The organism is Streptomyces similanensis (genome assembly GCF_039543625.1).
Taxonomy (GTDB): domain Bacteria; phylum Actinomycetota; class Actinomycetes; order Streptomycetales; family Streptomycetaceae; genus Streptomyces; species Streptomyces similanensis.
This window is the reverse complement of the sequence record NZ_BAABKC010000053.1, coordinates 40905-56264: the sequence shown is the minus strand read 5'-3', so window position 1 is coordinate 56264 and position 15360 is coordinate 40905. Positions and strand designations below refer to the sequence as shown.

General features: G+C 73.4%; 15 protein-coding genes. 3 read left to right on the top strand and 12 right to left on the bottom strand.

All coding sequences use genetic code 11. The features are described 5' to 3' along the window. Window positions 1-5: 5 nt before the first annotated feature. The 10 genes from hpnE to ABEB07_RS18850 form a co-directional block, all read right to left on the bottom strand. Window positions 6-1436 (bottom strand): hydroxysqualene dehydroxylase HpnE, encoded by a 1431-nt coding sequence (hpnE, locus tag ABEB07_RS18895; protein WP_345669413.1) that lies wholly within the window; start codon window positions 1434-1436, stop codon window positions 6-8. A 136-nt stretch (window positions 1437-1572) separates the two neighbouring features. Further along, window positions 1573-2523, bottom strand: coding sequence for a presqualene diphosphate synthase HpnD (hpnD, locus tag ABEB07_RS18890; protein WP_176151268.1), 951 nt, complete (start codon window positions 2521-2523; stop codon window positions 1573-1575). Next, window positions 2520-3416, bottom strand: a complete 897-nt coding sequence (hpnC, locus tag ABEB07_RS18885; RefSeq protein WP_345669411.1) for a squalene synthase HpnC — start codon at window positions 3414-3416, stop codon at window positions 2520-2522. Before hpnC ends, hpnD begins: the two co-directional genes overlap by 4 nt. A gap of 359 nt (window positions 3417-3775) precedes the next feature. Beyond that, complete coding sequence (locus ABEB07_RS18880; protein ID WP_345669410.1) at window positions 3776-4588, bottom strand: ABC transporter ATP-binding protein; 813 nt, start codon at window positions 4586-4588, stop codon at window positions 3776-3778. After that, window positions 4581-5510: an ABC transporter permease gene (locus ABEB07_RS18875; RefSeq protein ID WP_345669409.1), complete on the bottom strand. Its 930-nt coding sequence runs from the start codon at window positions 5508-5510 to the stop codon at window positions 4581-4583. The genes ABEB07_RS18880 and ABEB07_RS18875 overlap by 8 nt, the downstream gene beginning before the upstream one ends. A gap of 93 nt (window positions 5511-5603) precedes the next feature. Further along, window positions 5604-6488, bottom strand: a complete 885-nt coding sequence (locus tag ABEB07_RS18870; protein ID WP_164583870.1) for a glycosyltransferase family 2 protein — start codon at window positions 6486-6488, stop codon at window positions 5604-5606. 8 nt (window positions 6489-6496) lie between these two features. After that, window positions 6497-7276, bottom strand: a complete 780-nt coding sequence (locus ABEB07_RS18865) for a CDP-alcohol phosphatidyltransferase family protein (protein ID WP_164583871.1) — start codon at window positions 7274-7276, stop codon at window positions 6497-6499. Further along, a complete protein-coding gene (locus ABEB07_RS18860) occupies window positions 7254-8318 on the bottom strand; it encodes an iron-containing alcohol dehydrogenase family protein (protein ID WP_345669408.1) in 1065 nt (354 codons plus the stop codon). The genes ABEB07_RS18865 and ABEB07_RS18860 overlap by 23 nt, the downstream gene beginning before the upstream one ends. Next, a complete protein-coding gene (locus ABEB07_RS18855) occupies window positions 8306-9058 on the bottom strand; it encodes a phosphocholine cytidylyltransferase family protein (protein WP_345669407.1) in 753 nt (250 codons plus the stop codon). Before ABEB07_RS18855 ends, ABEB07_RS18860 begins: the two co-directional genes overlap by 13 nt. Continuing rightward, window positions 9055-10860 carry a DUF5941 domain-containing protein gene (locus ABEB07_RS18850; RefSeq protein ID WP_345669405.1) on the bottom strand — a complete coding sequence of 602 codons (1806 nt, stop codon included), beginning with the start codon at window positions 10858-10860 and terminating at the stop codon, window positions 9055-9057. The genes ABEB07_RS18855 and ABEB07_RS18850 overlap by 4 nt, the downstream gene beginning before the upstream one ends. Window positions 10861-11368: 508 nt before the next feature. On the opposite strand from ABEB07_RS18850, the gene ABEB07_RS18845 reads away from it, so the two are divergent. After that, window positions 11369-12307 carry a cation diffusion facilitator family transporter gene (locus tag ABEB07_RS18845; protein ID WP_164583875.1) on the top strand — a complete coding sequence of 313 codons (939 nt, stop codon included), beginning with the start codon at window positions 11369-11371 and terminating at the stop codon, window positions 12305-12307. 294 nt (window positions 12308-12601) lie between these two features. Further along, on the top strand, window positions 12602-13192 hold the full coding sequence (gene idi, locus ABEB07_RS18840; protein WP_345669403.1) for an isopentenyl-diphosphate Delta-isomerase: 591 nt from the start codon (window positions 12602-12604) through the stop codon (window positions 13190-13192). A 10-nt stretch (window positions 13193-13202) separates the two neighbouring features. Here idi and ABEB07_RS18835 read toward each other — a convergent pair whose 3' ends face one another. Further along, the gene (locus ABEB07_RS18835) at window positions 13203-13712 is read right to left on the bottom strand and encodes an ATP-binding protein (RefSeq protein WP_176152205.1); all 510 of its coding nucleotides are present in this window, start codon (window positions 13710-13712) and stop codon (window positions 13203-13205) included. Between the two features lie 242 nt (window positions 13713-13954). On the opposite strand from ABEB07_RS18835, the gene ABEB07_RS18830 reads away from it, so the two are divergent. After that, window positions 13955-14734 (top strand): enoyl-CoA hydratase/isomerase family protein, encoded by a 780-nt coding sequence (locus ABEB07_RS18830; protein ID WP_345669402.1) that lies wholly within the window; start codon window positions 13955-13957, stop codon window positions 14732-14734. Here the strand turns inward: ABEB07_RS18830 and ABEB07_RS18825 are convergent. Continuing rightward, window positions 14721-15356: a DJ-1/PfpI family protein gene (locus ABEB07_RS18825; protein ID WP_345669401.1), complete on the bottom strand. Its 636-nt coding sequence runs from the start codon at window positions 15354-15356 to the stop codon at window positions 14721-14723. The genes ABEB07_RS18830 and ABEB07_RS18825 overlap by 14 nt on opposite strands. Window positions 15357-15360: the final 4 nt, after the last annotated feature.

The following is a 15360-nucleotide window of genomic DNA, read 5'->3' as shown; positions in this document are numbered from 1 at the left end:
CAGCGTCACGCGGCCGCCTCCTCGGGGACGAAGAGACGGGTCGGGCGGGGCCGCCCCAGGGCGTCGAGGGCGGCGTCCGCCGCGCTCACGCCGCTGCGGACCGCGCTCTCCATGGTCGCGGGCCACCCGGTGGCGGTCCACGCTCCGGCCAGGTAGAGGCCGGGTGCCTTGGTGCGGGCGCCGGGCCGCAGCCGGCCGACGCCGGGGGTCGGGGCGAACGTCGCGGTGCGCTCCCGGGTCACGAAGAAGTCGACGACCCCGGCGTCGCGCGTGCGGGGCAGCAGCCGGCGCAGCTCCGGCAGGTAGCGCTCGCGCAGGTCGGCGACGGGCGTGTCGATCTCGTCCTGCGCCACCGACTGGGACAGGGCCAGGTACTGGCCGTGCTCGACCCCGGCGGCCTCGGTGCGGTCGAAGACCCACTGCACGGGGGTGCCGAGGGCGGCCACGAAGGGGGCGTCGAGCACCTTGCGGTCGTAGCGGACGTGGACGTTGAGGATGGGGGCGGTGCCGATGTCGAGCAGTCGGTCGGGGGCGTCCAGGGCGCCGGCGGGCAGCAGGTCGTGGGCCTCGCGCTGCGGTACGGCGAGCACGACGGCGTCGGCGTCGAACCGCTCGCCGGGAACCTGAACGCTCCAGCCCCCGTTCTCGTTGAGGAGGACGGAGGTGACGCGTGTCCGGACCTCGGTACGCACGCCCGCGGAGTCGAGCGCCCTGCGGGCCAGCCGGTCGTGCAGTTCGCCCAGCGGGACACGGGCCCAGCCGATGTCGGCGGCGCCCGGGTCGGACAGCAGACCGGTCTTGAACACCATCGCGGCGAGCCCCAGTGAGGCGTCGGCGGCTCGCGCGTTGAGGGTGGCGACCCCGACGAGGTCCCACAGTGCCTCGACGGCCCGCGCGGACTGACCGTGCGCGGCCAGCCAGCTGCCGAAGTCGGTCTCGTCCAGGGCCGGGTCGGCGAGGTCGAGGGAGCGCAGCGCCAGTGCGGCGCGTCCGACCCGGGCGCGCTCGGCGAGCGAGAGGTGCGGGTAGGCGGCGAGGCTGCGACCCAGGTGCAGCGGGACGGGCAGCGGGTCGCGGCGGAGTCGGCCCAGGCGCCGTCCCTCGGGTCTGGCCAGGTCGATGACGGGCACGTCGAGGCGGCTCTGCAGCGGGGCGAGGGCGGCGCCGCCGACGCGGTCGAGGAACCAGCGGTAGGCGGTGCAGCAGCGCAGGTAGACGTGCTGGCCGTTGTCGACGGTGAGGTCGCCGCGCCGGAAGGAGAAGGCGAGGCCGCCCAGGCGCGGCCGGCTCTCCAGCAGCGTGACGCGGACGCCGGCGTCGGCGAGCGCCAGCGCGGAGGTGAGTCCGGCGAGACCGCCGCCGATCACGACCGCGTGCCGGCCGCCGGCGCGTGCCGTGCCGCCGAGCGGCTGCTGCGGTAGCGTGCCGTCGCTCATCGCGCGCCCTCCCCTGTTCGTCCGCGGCGGTACGCGGGTGCTCCGCGGCCGGTCGTCGCCGTCAGTGACGCCGTGCGGCGCCCGGGGGTTGCCCGGCGGGGGCCGCCCGGCGCCGCGCCGGTGACCGGTGTGCCCATCAGGCCCGCCTCCTGACGGCCTGCCTGCTCACATGCCGGGTGTCGAGCCCGGACAGGCCGCGCACGGCGACGTACGCCTTCTCCCGTCCGGGCAGGGAGACCCGGCCGCGCAGCACGGCCTCGGGGTCGCGGGCGATGCGGTCGAGCAGGCGCCGGTAGATGCCGGCCATGGCGGCCACGCACGCGCCGCTGCGCCGGTCGAGCATGGGCAGCAGCTGGTAGCCCTCGGCGAACAGGGCGCGGGCGCGCCGCACTTCGAACTGGACCAGGCCGGCGAAGTCGGAGCCCTCCGGCGGGGTCGGCCCGTGGAAGCCGGCCGAGCAGCCGAACTTGGCGAGGTCGTCGGCGGGCAGGTACGTGCGGCCGCCCTCGGCGTCCTCGCGGACGTCGCGCAGGATGTTGGTCAGCTGGAGGGCGAGGCCCAGCGTGTCGGCGTACTCGGGGGCGCGCTCGGCGCCGCGCGCGCCGGGTTCGGTGCCGAACACGCCGAGCGAGAGCCGTCCGATGGCGCCGGCCACGCAGCGGCAGTAGACCTTGAGGTCGTCCCAGGTCTCGTAGGTCTCGCCGTGCACGTCGGCCAGGACGCCGTCGATCAGCTCGTCGAGGCCGTCGAGCGGGATCGGGAAGGCGCGAGCCGCGTGGGCGAGGGCGACGGCGACGGGATCGGTGTCGTCGTCCTCGACGGCGCCGTCCCGGACGCGGTCGAGCAGCGTCCGGGTGTCCTTCAGCCGGGCGGCCTTGACGTCGTCGGGCAGCGCGCCGTCGCCGATGTCGTCCACCCGCCGGGAGAACGCGTACAGCGCCGACATCGCGCGCCGCTTGGGCGTCGGCAGCAACCGGATGCCGTAGGCGAAGTTGCGGGCCTGCTGCCCGGTGACGGCCTCGCAGTAGCTGTAGGCGGCGAGTACCGGCGCGGACGCCTGCTGTTCCGGCTCCACGGCCCGGATCACCCCTCTCCTCGCAGAATCACGCCCACCTCGCGCAGCAACTGGACCTTGCCGGGCTTGGGCGGGCCGGGAAGTACGTCGAACGCGGCGGCGGCGATCGCGTCGACGGCCGCCCTCCCCCCTGCCACGAACCCCGCGAGCAGCAGCTTCAGCCTGCCGTGGACGCTACCCACCAGGGGGGCGCCTTCATTCAGCAGATCGCGGGCGCGTTCCGCTTCGTACGCGACCAGGGCGCGCACCGACGCGCCGGCACTGGGTGCGGCGAGGTCCGCCTCCTGGACGTGGAAGCGCTTCAGGTCCTCGGCGGGCAGGTAGACGCGGTCGCGGCCGAGGTCCTCCTTGACGTCCTGGAGGTGCTCGACGATCTGGAGGGCGGTGCAGATCGCGTCGGAGCGGCGGATCCGTTCGGGGGTGGAGGTGCCGGTGACGCCGAGGACCAGACGGCCCACGGGGTTGGCGGACAGCTCGCAGTAGGCCAGGAGGTCGTCGTAGGTCTCGTAGCGGGTGACGAGCTGGTCCTGGCGGTTGGCGGCGATCAGGCCGAGGAACGGCTCGACGGGCAGCGCGCGGCGGCGGACGGTGGGCTGGAGCCGGCGCAGCAGGGGGTGGCGGGGCGTGCCGTCGAAGACCCGGCGCAGGTCGGCCTCGAAGGCGTCGAGGAGGACGAGGCGGTCCTGCGCGTCGGTGGCCGACACGCCGAGCAGTCGGGCGTCGGCGCCGCCGGGGGCCAGATCGCCGTCGCCGATGTCGTCGACGAGCCGGGCGAAGCCGTAGACGGCCATGAGGTCGGTGCGCCAGGCACGGGGCAGGAAGAACGGCGCCACGGGGAAGTTCTCGTCCGCGGCCTTGTCGAGGGTGGCGCGTTCCGGGTCGTGCGCCGCGATCGTCGCCGTCATCGTCCGCAGCCCGGCGCGGGGACGGCGCACGCTGCGTTGAGCTGGGGAGTTTCCGTAGCCATTGCCGTCACATCTCCCGTTCTACACTGCCGACCCGACACACACTATTTCGGACACGCCCGCTTGCCGTCCGGGCGGCGGCCCCGGCGCAGGGTGTCGCGCATTATCTCCCCACTTGCCGCTTTCCGGGACCGGTACAGCTTACGTTGTACAACGCAGCGAACCGCATGGGGGTGTCCCGCACATCACAACAACACACCGATCGTTATCAAGATTCCTTGCCGACGCGGGAGTTGACGCTTCCTTTGCACACGCGGGGCCCCGCCGGACGCTTCCGGCGGGGCCCTGGGCGGACGGGATCACTTGCCCGTGAACTTCTCGTACTCCTTGAGCACCTCGTCGGTGGGGCCGTCCATGCGCAGTTCCCCGCGCTCCAGCCACAGCACCCGGTCGCAGGTGTCGCGGATCGACTTGTTGTTGTGACTCACCAGGAAGACGGTGCCGGCCTCCTTGCGCAGCTCCCTGATCCGCTCCTCCGAGCGGGTCTGGAACTTGCGGTCGCCGGTGGCCAGCGCCTCGTCGATCATGAGGACGTCGTGGTCCTTGGCGGCGGCGATGGAGAACCGGAGCCGGGCCGCCATGCCGGAGGAGTACGTCCGCATCGGCAGCGTGATGAAGTCGCCCTTCTCGTTGATGCCGGAGAAGTCGACGATGTCCTGGTAGCGCTCCTTGATCTCCTCGCGCGACATGCCCATGGCCAGGCCGCCGAGGATGACGTTGCGCTCGCCGGTCAGGTCGTTCATCAGGGCCGCGTTCACGCCCAGCAGCGAGGGCTGGCCGTCGGTGTAGACCTTGCCCCGCTCGGCCGGCAGCAGGCCGGCGATGGCGCGCAGCAGCGTGGACTTGCCGGAGCCGTTGGAGCCGATCAGACCGATGGCCTCGCCCTTGTGGGCGACGAAGGAGACGCCGCGCACGGCGTGCACCTTGCGCACGCCGCGGGCGCTGTCGCCGGAGCCGCGCTTGACGATGCGGCTGAGGGCGGCGGTCGCGCTGCCCTTGCCGGACTTGGCGCCGTTGACGCGGTAGACGATGTGCAGCTCGTCGGCGATGACGGTGGGGACGCGGTCCCCGGCGCCTCGGGCGTCGCCTTGGGCGGGATGGTGCTCAGCCACGGCCGTACCTCTCCTCCGCCTTCCAGAAGAACACGAAACCGCCGGCGAACACGACCACGGCCCAGGCCACCGCGAGGGCCCAGACGTGCGGCGGGAGGTTCGCGGCGCCGTAGCCGTCGATCAGCGCGAACCGGATGAGGTCCATGTAGATCGCGGCGGGGTTGGCCTGCATCAGCCGGGTGACCCACTCGGGCTTGCCGGCCAGCATGCCGCTGATGGAGAACATCACGCCCGAGGCGTACATCCAGGTGCGCAGGACGAACGGCATGAGCTGGGCGAGGTCGGGGGTCTTGGCGCCGAGCCGGGCCAGGATCAGCGCCAGGCCGGAGTTGAACAGGAACTGGAGCGCCAGCGCCGGGACGATCAGCAGCCAGGACAGACCTGGATAGCTGCCGAAGGCCACCGTGACGACGAACACCACGGCCATCGAGAACAGCAATTGCTGGAGCTGCTGGAGCGCGAAGGAGATGGGCAGCGAGGCGCGCGGGAAGTGCAGCGCGCGCACCAGGCCCAGGTTGCCGGAGATGGCGCGCACGCCCGCCATCACCGAGCTCTGGGTGAAGGTGAACACGAACACCCCGGTGACCAGGAACGGGATGTACGTGTCGTGGCCCAGGCCCCGGTTGGCCTTGAGGAGGAGGCCGAAGATGAAGTAGTAGACGGCCGCGTTCAGCAGCGGGGTCGCCACCTGCCACACCTGGCCGAGCTTGGCCTGGCTGTACTGGGCGGTCAGCTTGGCCTGGGAGAAGGCGAGGATGAAGTGGCGCCGGCCCCACAGCTGGCGCACGTACTCCCTGAGCGGGGGCCGGGCGCCGCTGACGGACAGCCCGTACTTGGCGGCGAGCTGCGCCGCCGGGAGGCCTTCGTCGGGCGGCGCCGCCGCGCCGAGGGCGACGCCGCCGTCGTGCGTTGTCTCACTCACAAGGATTTACTTTCGTCTTCTCATGCGCAGCGGGTGCGGCTGCGCGGGCAGGGCACGGACCGGGCGGACCGGGTACCGCCGGGAACGGGACTGTCAGATGACCGGCGGCCGGCCCAGCCGGGTGAGCCGCCACACCGTACGCCACTTCATGGGCCGGCGCGGTCCGCACGGGGTGCTCCAGCCCTCCTTGAAGCCGCCGAACCACGCCTTCAGGGCCGGGCCCGAGGGGCGGCGGGCCAGGGTGAGCAGCAGCCACACCCCCAGGTAGACGGGGACCAGCGGGGCGGGCAGGTTGCGGCGGGCCAGCCACACCCGGTTGCGGGCCACCATGCGGTGGTAGACCGCGTGCCGGGACGGCGCGGTGGTCGGGTGGTACAGCACCATGTCGGACCGGTAGTCGATCAGCCAGCCCGCGTCCAGCGCGCGCCAGGCCAGGTCGGTCTCCTCGTGGGCGTAGAAGAACGCGTCGGGCAGGCCGCCGACCTCGGCGAAGACCTGGGTGCGCACGGCGTTCGCGCCGCCGAGGAAGGTGGTGACCCGGGAGGAGCGCATCGGGTCGGAGGCCCGCAGCCGGGGCACGTGGCGGCGCTGGGTGAGGCCGGTGTCCGGGTCGGCGATGCGGAAGCTGACGATGCCCAGCTTCGCGTCGGCCGTGAAGGCCCGCCGGCACAGCTCGGCGGTGTCGGTGCGGGCCAGCAGTCCGTCGTCGTCCAGGAAGAGCAGGACGTCGACGTCCCGGCCGCCTGGGCCGAAGGCCTCGATGCCGACGTTGCGGCCGCCGGGGATGCCGAGGTTCTCCGGCAGTTCGATCGTCCGTACGCCCTCGGGGACGTCCGGGACGGGCGAGCCGTTGCCGACGACGACGACCTCGACGCGGTCGCCGTCCTGCTTGGCGACCGAGTCGAGCAGCGCGCGCAGCTCCTCGGGGCGGTTGCCCATGGTGATGACCACCGCGCCGACCTTGAGGGACCTGTCCATGCCGGCGCTCACTTCAGCCTGCTGGAGGCGAGGATGGACACCAGGTGCAGCAGGGTCTGCAGCAGCGCGATGCCGGCGAGGACGGCGGTGCCGAGCCGGGTGAAGAACAGGTCGCCCCGCACCTGGTCCACGATCGCCAGGACCAGGATCAGCAGCGACGCCTCGATGCCGAGGATCAGCCGGTGGAACTTGAGCGCGCCGGCGGCCCGGCGGGCCAGCGCCATGCCGGAGGAGCGCGGCTCGGAGGCCGACTCCTTGACCGGTGGCAGGCCGCCCTGGTGCCGGGCGACTCCGACGAGGTCGGTCTCCGCCTTGATCAGGATGGCGCCGAGCGCGGCCAGGGTGCCCAGGAAGGCCCACAGCCAGTCGATGCGGCCGCTGCCGAACAGGTCGGCGGCGCGCAGCCCGAGCCCGACCAGGACCGCGGCGTCGGTGAGGTACGCCCCGACGCGGTCCAGGTAGACCCCGCCGAGGGAGAACTGCTGCTTCCAGCGCGCGACCTCGCCGTCGACGCAGTCCAGCAGCAGGTACAGCTGCACCATGACCACGCCGAGCACGGCGCCCCAGATCCCCGGCACCAGCAGGGCCGGGGCCGCCAGGACTCCGAACACGGTCATCAGGTAGGTCAGTTGGTTGGGCGTGACCCGGGTGTTCACCAGGTGCCGGTCGATGCGCAGCGACAGCTCGCGCATGTAGAGCCGGCCGGCCCAGTGCTCACCGCTGCGCCGGTCCTTCACCCCCGCGGGGTGGACGACCGGGCGGAGCTCAGCTACCGATGGCTTTTGCATAGTCGGCGTATGCGTCCCTGATCTGGTCGGTGGAGAGGTCGAGGTGTTCGAGGATGGTGTAGCGGCCGGGCCGGGTCTGCGGGGCGTACTCGACGGCCTGCACGAACTCGTCCAGGTCGAAGCCGATGTCGCCGGGCAGCACGGGCAGCCCGTGGTGGCGCAGTACGTCGGCCATCCGCCCGGCCGTCTCCGTGTCGCCGCGCAGGAACGTGGCGAAGGCGCCGCCCAGGCCGCACTGCTCGCCGTGGAGCGCGCTGCGCTTGGGGAACCGCAGGTCGAACGCGTGGCTGATCTCGTGGCAGGCGCCCGAGGCGGGACGGCTGTCCCCGGCCACCGACATGGAGATGCCGCACAGCACCAGGGCCTCGGAGAGCGTCGTGAGGAACGGGGCGTCGCCGATGCCGCCGGGATGGCGCAGCACCGCCTCGGCCGCCTGGCGGGCCATCGCGGCGGCCAGCCCGTCGACCTTCTCGCCGGTCTCGCGGTGCGACAGCTCCCAGTCGGCCACGGCGGAGATCTTGCAGATCACGTCGCCGATGCCGGCCCGGACATAGCGCACCGGGGCCTCGCGGATCACGTCGAGGTCGATGACGATGCCGATCGGGTTGGGCACGCCGTAGGAGCCGCGGCCCGCGTCGTTGTCGAGAGTGGCGACCGGCGAGCACAGTCCGTCGTTGGCCAGGTTGGTGGCCACCGCGACCAGCGGCAGGCCCACCCGGGCCGCCGCGTACTTGGCGCAGTCGATGACCTTGCCGCCGCCGACGCCGACCACCGCGTCGTAGCGGCCGGCCCGCTTGATGGAGTCGGCCAGCCGCACGGCGCCGTCGATGGTGCCGTCGGCGTCCGCGAACCAGTCGGCGCCCGGGAAGGCCGGGCCGAACCGCTCCCGCAGCACCCGGCCTGAGCCGTTACTGATGGCGAAGGCCAGCCGCCCCGAGGGCGAGATCCGCTCGTCGGAGAGGATCGCGGCCAGGTCGTCGAGCGCCCCCGGCCGGATGTCGACGACGATCGGCGAGGGGATGAGCCTCGTCAGTACCGGCACGCGATCTCCCGGCCCTTGGCGAGGTCGTCGTGGTTGTCGATCTCCACCCAGTCGACCTCGCCGATCGGAGCCACGTCGACCTGGAAGCCGCGGTTGACCAGCTCCTGGTAGCCGTCCTCGTAGTACAGCTGCGGGTCGCGCTCGAAGGTGGCCTTCAGGGCGTCGGCCAGCTCCTCGGCCGCCTCGCCCTCGATCAGGGTGACGCCGATGTACTCGCCGGTGGCCTCCGCCGGGTCCATCAGCTTGGTGATCCGCTGGACGCCCTTGTCGGGGTCGACGACGACCTTCATCTCCTCCTCGGCGAGGGACTTCACGGTGTCCAGCGCGAGGATGATCTTCTTGCCGTCGCCGCGGGCGGCCAGCAGGGTCTTCTCCACCGAGACCGGGTGGACGGTGTCGCCGTTGGCGAGGATGACGCCGTCCTTCAGCGCGTCACGGCCGCACCACAGGGAGTAGGCGTTGTTCCACTCCTCGGCCTTGTCGTTGTCGATCAGGGTGATCTTCAGACCGTACTTCTGCTCCAGGGCGGCCCTGCGCTCGTAGACGGCCTCCTTGCGGTAGCCGACGATGATCCCGACCTCGGTCAGGCCCACCTCGGCGAAGTTGCCGAGCGCTATGTCGAGCACGGTGATGCTGTCCTCCGCACCCTCCGGCCCCACCGGCACCAGTGCCTTGGGCAGGGTGTCGGTGTAGGGGCGCAGGCGCCGTCCGGCGCCGGCCGCCAGCACGAGGCCGATCATGCGGGTTCTCCTTCGTCGTGTAGGGCGGGCGCGCCGCCCTGGTGGGCGCGCACCCAGAAGCGGATGCTCTCGGTGAGCACCAGCGCGGCCACGAGCACGGCGAGCACCGTGAGCGCGACCTTGAACTGGACGGCGGTGAGCAGCGCGGCGAGCACGGCGACGAGCAGTGTCCGCCCCTCCTGCCCCCCGATGGCGCGCACCAGGTAGGCCGGTGGCGCTCCGGCGCCGCCGCGAATGCGGTACACCGTGTCGTAGTGATGGTAGGCGACGGCCGCCACCAGCCCGAAAGCCGCCGGCAAGGCTCCGTTCACATCGGCCCGGGCGGCCAGGGCCAGGACCGTGCCGTACTCGGCGGCGCGGAAGAAGGGCGGCACCAGCCAGTCCAGGGGGCCCTTGAGGGGGCGGGCGACGGCGGCCGCGGAGAGCAGGACGTACGCGACGGCGCACACCACGGTCTGCCAGCCGCCGCCCCACAGCACGGCGGAGGCGGCGACCAGGGCGCCGCCGCTCAGGGCCAGGTAGGCCGCCGAGTGGCGCGGCACCCCGCGGGCGAAGCGGGCGCACAGCGCGACCAGCGGCCCGGTGTCGGCGAGGTCCGCGAGCGCCTGGGCGGCGCGGTCGGTGCGGGTGGCCCGGCGGGTCACGGAGCGCAGCAGGCGGCCCGCGGTGGTGTAGCACGCGGCGAGGGCGCAGCCGGCGAGCAGCACGTAGAGGGTCACGCGGGGAGTGGTGGCCGCGGTGAGGACGGCGATCATCGCCCAGCGTTCGCCGATCGGCAGGACGATCATCCGGCGCAGCCAGACCGTCCAGCCGACGCTGTCGAGCCGGTCGGAGAGGGCGGCGGTGGGGCTGGTGTTGGCGGTGGCGTCGTGGTTGGCCTCGGTGAAGGAGAAGTCGACCACGTGCCGGCAGGTCTGGAGGACCATGGCGCCGAGCGCGAGGGCCCATACGTCGTCGCCGCCGCGGGCCGCGCCGAGGGCGAGGCCGGCGTAGTAGGCGTACTCCTTGGCCCGGTCGAAGGTGGCGTCCAGCCAGGCGCCGAGGGTGGAGTACTGGAGGGAGTAGCGGGCCAGCTGTCCGTCGGTGCAGTCCAGGACGAACGAGGCGATCAGCAGCACGCCGGCGGCGACGAAGCCGCCGCGGGTGCCGGTGGCGGCGCAGCCGGCCGCTATCAGCGCGGTGAGCAGGGAGGCGGTGGTGACCTGGTTGGGGGTCAGGCCGCGGCGTGCGCACCAGCGGGCGAGGTAGCGCGAGTACGGGCTGATGCAGAAGGTGGTGAAGAAGCCGTCGCGGGCCTTGACGGCCGACTTGAGGCGTACGGCCTCGTCGTCCACGGCGGCGACGGCCTGCCGTGCCTCGTTGCGGGCCTGGGGGTCGGCGGGGACGGCGGCCACCAGGGCGCCCAGCTCGGGGCGGTGCGGCTCGGCGCCGTCGGCGTCCAGGGCGGCGGCGATCCGGTCGGCGAGGCTGTCGACGGCCAGGGACGTGCCTCCGCCGCCGTCGGTGTTCTCCCGGGCCATCGCGCGGGTGAGGGCCTGCCGGCCCGCGGGCTGGGCGGTGACGGCGCCGGGGACGGCGGCCAGCGGGAAGCGCGGGTCGGTCAGTCCCAGGCGCAGTGCGTGCAGGTGGCCGACGAAGGCGGCGTCCACGACGGCGACGCGCCGGTCGGCGGGCACCTGGGCGAGGAGGGTCTCGGCCTCCGGGGTGTCGGCGGCGATCCGGACCTCGAAACCGAGGGACCGCAGATCGCCCTCGATCGACGATCCGGGGACCGGCTGACCGGTGAGGATGGCGGTCGACAACCGAACTCACTCCCTGTGCCGACGCGTCCGCGCCGGTCATGTGCATGGTGGGGCGCCGCCTGCCTGAGGCGCCCGGGCGGCATGTCGGCAGAGGCTATCGGATGCCCGAAGGGCCGTGTTCACCGCCCGTTCACGGGCCGCTCCACGTCGTCTGCTCCAGCCTGCGCCGCGATCATCATGGGCGATCGGAGGGCCGGGCCACAAACTCCGGGGGGCGGAGGGCGGGGTAGAACGGGCATTCGAGGCATAGGGGTGGGGCGGCGGCGGGCGGGAGCCTCGCCGGGGAGTGGCGCGGAGTCCTGCGCGCGGTGCGGCGCGGGGCCCGGGACGCGCGGGGGTGCGCCCGGCGCGGCCGCAGGGGCGGGGGCCAGGCGGCCGTACGGTCTGACCTGCAGTTCGTTTGCGCAGGTCAGGGCACATGACAACGGTGTTCAGTGCCGCGTTGCCCGATACCCCCGGGCCGTAGTTCACTGTGGTCCCGGACGGAACACAGGAGGGCGGACAGCTCATGGGGGCCGGTCACGACCACGGGCACGGACACACGCACGGCGCCTCCGGCACAGCGGCGGCCGCGCACGTCGGTACCCTGCGCATCGCTCTGTCGATCACGCTCGCCGTGACGGTGGTGGAGATCGTCGGCGGCATCCTGGCCGACTCGCTGGCGCTGGTGGCGGACGCCGCCCACATGGCCACCGACGCCCTGGGCCTCGGCATGGCGCTGTTCGCCATCCGCATCGCTAACCGCCCGCCGAGCCGCAACCGCACCTTCGGCCTGGCCCGCGCCGAGATCCTCGCCGCGCTCGCCAACTGCCTGCTGCTGCTCGGCGTCGGCGGCTACGTCCTGTTCGAGGCGATCCAGCGGTTCGTCACGCCGGCCGAGACGCACGGCGGGCTGATGATCGTGTTCGGTCTGATCGGCCTGGTGGCGAACTCCGTCTCGCTGTCGCTGCTGATGCGCGGCCAGAAGGAGAGCCTGAACGTGCGCGGCGCGTTCCTGGAGGTCGCCGCCGACGCGCTCGGCTCGCTGGCGGTGATGATCTCGGCGGCGGTGATCCTGCTCACCGGCTGGCGCTCCGCCGACCCGATCGCCTCCCTGGCCATCGGTCTGCTGATCGTGCCGCGCACCGTCAAGCTGCTGCGCGAGACCCTCGACGTACTGCTGGAGGCCGCGCCGAAGAACGTCGACATGGAGGAGGTGCGGGCGCACATCCTGGCCCTGGACGGGGTCGAGGACGTGCACGACCTGCACGCCTGGACGATCACCTCCGGCCTGCCGGTGCTCTCCGCGCACGTCGTGGTCAGCTCCGAGCTGCTGGGCGCGATCGGCCACGAGAAGCTGCTGCACGAGTTGCAGGGCTGCCTCGGGGACCACTTCGACGTGGAGCACTGCACCTTCCAGCTGGAGCCGGGCGGTCACGCCGAGCACGAAGCGGGCCTGTGCCACTGAGCGCACCGGCGCCCACCGGGCGCGCTGGTACCCACTGAGCGCGCTGGTGCGCGCTGATGACCGGTGAGCGCGTCTGTGCCCCCCGAGCGCCCCCGCGCCCGCCGGGGCGCGGTGCTGACGGGCGGTTCCGCGCGCGCCGCGCCGGGCACGATGATCTACCGGGCCCCTCTTCCGGCGCCCCCGGCGGCGGCCGCCGCCCCGCCCCGCGCGGGACATGCGGGCGGCCGGGAAGTGCCGGGAGTGCCGGATTCGTGCGGCAGACTTGGGGCTCGAGGACCGATGTGAAGGATGGGTATGCCGATCACACCTGCCACCGCCGCGCACAGCTCGTCGAACGGCACCGCGGACGCGATCTTGCTGGAACTCGTCGACGAGGACGGTGTGACGATCGGCACCGCGGAGAAGCTCGCCGCGCATCAGCCGCCGGGGCAGCTGCACCGCGCCTTCTCCGTGTTCCTCTTCGACGAGCAGGGCCGGCTGCTGATCCAGCAGCGGGCGCTCGGCAAGTACCACTCCCCCGGCGTGTGGTCGAACACCTGCTGCGGCCACCCCTACCCGGGCGAGGCGCCCTTCGCGGCGGCGGCCCGGCGGACGTACGAGGAGCTGGGGGTCTCGCCGTCGCTGCTCGCCGCGGCGGGCACCGTCCGCTACAACCACCCGGACCCGGCCTCCGGCCTGGTGGAGCAGGAGTACAACCACCTCTTCGTCGGCCTGGTGCAGTCCCGGCCGCGGCCGGACGCGGACGAGGTCGGCGACACGGCGTTCGTGACGCCCGAGGAGCTGGCCGAGCGGCACGCCCGGGCCCCCTTCTCCTCCTGGTTCATGACCGTGCTGGACGCGGCCCGTCCGGCGATCAGGGAGCTGACCGGCCCCGCGGGCTGGTGAGCCCCGCGGGTCAAAGGGGCGGCGTGAGCGGCAGGGCGGCCCAGATCACCTTGCCCCCGCTCGCCGTGTGCGCCACGTCGCAGACCCCGCCCGCCTCCCGGGCGATCTCGCGCACCAGCAGCAGCCCGCGACCGCCGGTGCGGCCGTGGTCGGTCTCCAGCGCGGTCGGCCGGTAGGGGTGCTGGTCCTCCACGGCGACCCGCACCCACCCGGCGCCGACGGCGACCTCCACTGCGAGCGTCGGGGACAGCACCGCCGCGTGCCGTACGGCGTTGGTGACCAGCTCGGAGACGATCAGCAGCAGCCCGTGGACGAGGTCGGCCGAGGCCGGGACGCCCTGGCGGCGCAGCAGGTCGCGCACCGCGTGCCGGGCCTGCGGGACGGAGGCGTCGGCGGCCGGCGCGGTGAACCGCCACACCCCTTCGTGGGGCAGCGGGTCCGGCGGCTCGGCGCCGCGGGCGGCGAGCGCCTCCGTGCCGCCTGCCGGGCGCGGGCCCTGCCCGTGCCCGTGGTCGTCCATCGTCCGGTCGCCGCCCTCGGTTCTCGCCACACGACGAGTGTTGGCGCCCCGGCGGCCCGCCCCAAGCACTGAACACAAGTCAGCGGCTTCACGCCGCCTTCCGACCGTTCGCGTCCGACTCCGCACCGGACCCGACCGGGTACGTCCGGTCCGCGCCGGGTTCGTGAACTCTTCGTGTTGTACGGGTTGCGCCGCCCGCCCCCGCCGACCGGGCCGCGGGCCGGGCGGATAGCATCCGGCGCATGGAGCCGCAGCTGCTGCACGAGGTCACCGACGCGGTCGCCACCGTCGTCGTCCACCACCCGGCCAAGCGCAACGCCATGACGGCCGCGATGTGGCGGTCGCTGCCGCCGCTCCTGGACGCCCTGGCGGCCGATCCCCGGGTCCGGGCGCTGGTGCTGACCGGCGAGGGCGGCACCTTCTGCGCCGGCGCCGACATCTCCACGCTGCGCGACTCGCCGGACGAGGCGCAGCGGCTGGCGGTGCTGGCCGAGGAGGCGCTGGCGGCGTTCCCGAAGCCGACGCTGGCGGCGGTGCGCGGCCACTGCGTGGGCGGCGGCGCCCAGCTCGCGGCCGCCTGCGATCTGCGGTTCGCCGAGGCGGGCGCGCTGTTCGGGGTGACCCCGGCGAAGCTGGGCATCGTCTACCCCGCCTCCGCCACCCGGCGGCTGGTCTCCCTGGTGGGACCGGCCACCGCCAAGTTCCTGCTGTTCTCCGGCGAGTTGATCGACACGGAGCGCGCGTTGCGCACGGGTCTGGTGGACGAGGTGCTGCCGGAGGGCGAACTCGACAAGCGCGTCGCCGAGTTCACCCGGACGCTGACCGTCCGCTCCCCGCTGACGCAGGCCGCGGCCAAGGAGTTCGCGAACGGCCGCACGGACCGTGACGCCCACTGGGCCGAGCAGGCGCGCGGCAGCGGCGACACCGCCGAGGGGGTCGCCGCGTTCCTGGAGCGCAGGGCGCCGCGCTTCGGCCGGCGCCCGTCCGGCGGGGCGGAGGGTGGACCGGCTAGCGGAGAATGAACCGGCTGCGTTCGCGCAGGGCCTCGGCCAGGTGTGCGGGCGCCTTGTCCGGGGAGCCGGCGTCGTAGGGCGGCCGCGGGTCGTACTCCGTGGCCAGCTGGATGGACTGGGCGACCTCGTCGCCGCCGATCCGGCCGGCCAGGGTGAGGGCCATGTCGATCCCGGCGGAGACGCCTGCCCCGGTGACGTACTTGCCGTCGAGGACGACGCGTTCGGCCGTGGGTTCGGCGCCGAGGGCCGTCAGCTGTTCCAGTGCCAGCCAGTGCGAGGTCGCGTGCCGGCCCTTGAGCAGTCCGGCGGCGCCCAGCAGCAGGGAGCCGGTGCACACCGAGGTGGTCCAGGTGCTGGTGGCGTCGGCCGCGCGCAGCCAGTCCAGCAGCGGTGCGTGGTCCATCAGGGCGCTCTGTCCCGGGCCGCCGGGAACGACCACCACGTCCGGCGCGGTCACCTCGGCGAAGGTCTGGTCGGCGACGAGGGCGAGGGCGCCGGTGTCGGTGCGCACGGGGCCGGCCTGTTCGGCGACGAAGACGGTGCGCGCGTCCGGGACGCGGGTGAGGACCTCGTAGGGGCCGACCGCGTCGAGGGCGGTGAAACGGTCGTAGAGGACGATCGCGATCTGCATGTCT

Excerpts from the sequence above, each read along its gene's own strand:
- hpnE (WP_345669413.1), bottom strand. The coding sequence starts at position 1,436 with ATGAGCGACGGCACGCTACCGCAGCAGCCGCTCGGCGGCACGGCACGC.
- hpnC (WP_345669411.1), bottom strand. The coding sequence starts at position 3,416 with ATGACGGCGACGATCGCGGCGCACGACCCGGAACGCGCCACCCTCGAC.
- ABEB07_RS18870 (WP_164583870.1), bottom strand. The coding sequence starts at position 6,488 with ATGGACAGGTCCCTCAAGGTCGGCGCGGTGGTCATCACCATGGGCAAC.
- ABEB07_RS18865 (WP_164583871.1), bottom strand. The coding sequence starts at position 7,276 with ATGCAAAAGCCATCGGTAGCTGAGCTCCGCCCGGTCGTCCACCCCGCG.
- ABEB07_RS18855 (WP_345669407.1), bottom strand. The coding sequence starts at position 9,058 with ATGATCGGCCTCGTGCTGGCGGCCGGCGCCGGACGGCGCCTGCGCCCC.
- ABEB07_RS18845 (WP_164583875.1), top strand. The coding sequence starts at position 11,369 with ATGGGGGCCGGTCACGACCACGGGCACGGACACACGCACGGCGCCTCC.
- idi (WP_345669403.1), top strand. The coding sequence starts at position 12,602 with ATGCCGATCACACCTGCCACCGCCGCGCACAGCTCGTCGAACGGCACC.
- ABEB07_RS18835 (WP_176152205.1), bottom strand. The coding sequence starts at position 13,712 with ATGGACGACCACGGGCACGGGCAGGGCCCGCGCCCGGCAGGCGGCACG.
- ABEB07_RS18830 (WP_345669402.1), top strand. The coding sequence starts at position 13,955 with ATGGAGCCGCAGCTGCTGCACGAGGTCACCGACGCGGTCGCCACCGTC.
- ABEB07_RS18825 (WP_345669401.1), bottom strand. The coding sequence starts at position 15,356 with ATGCAGATCGCGATCGTCCTCTACGACCGTTTCACCGCCCTCGACGCG.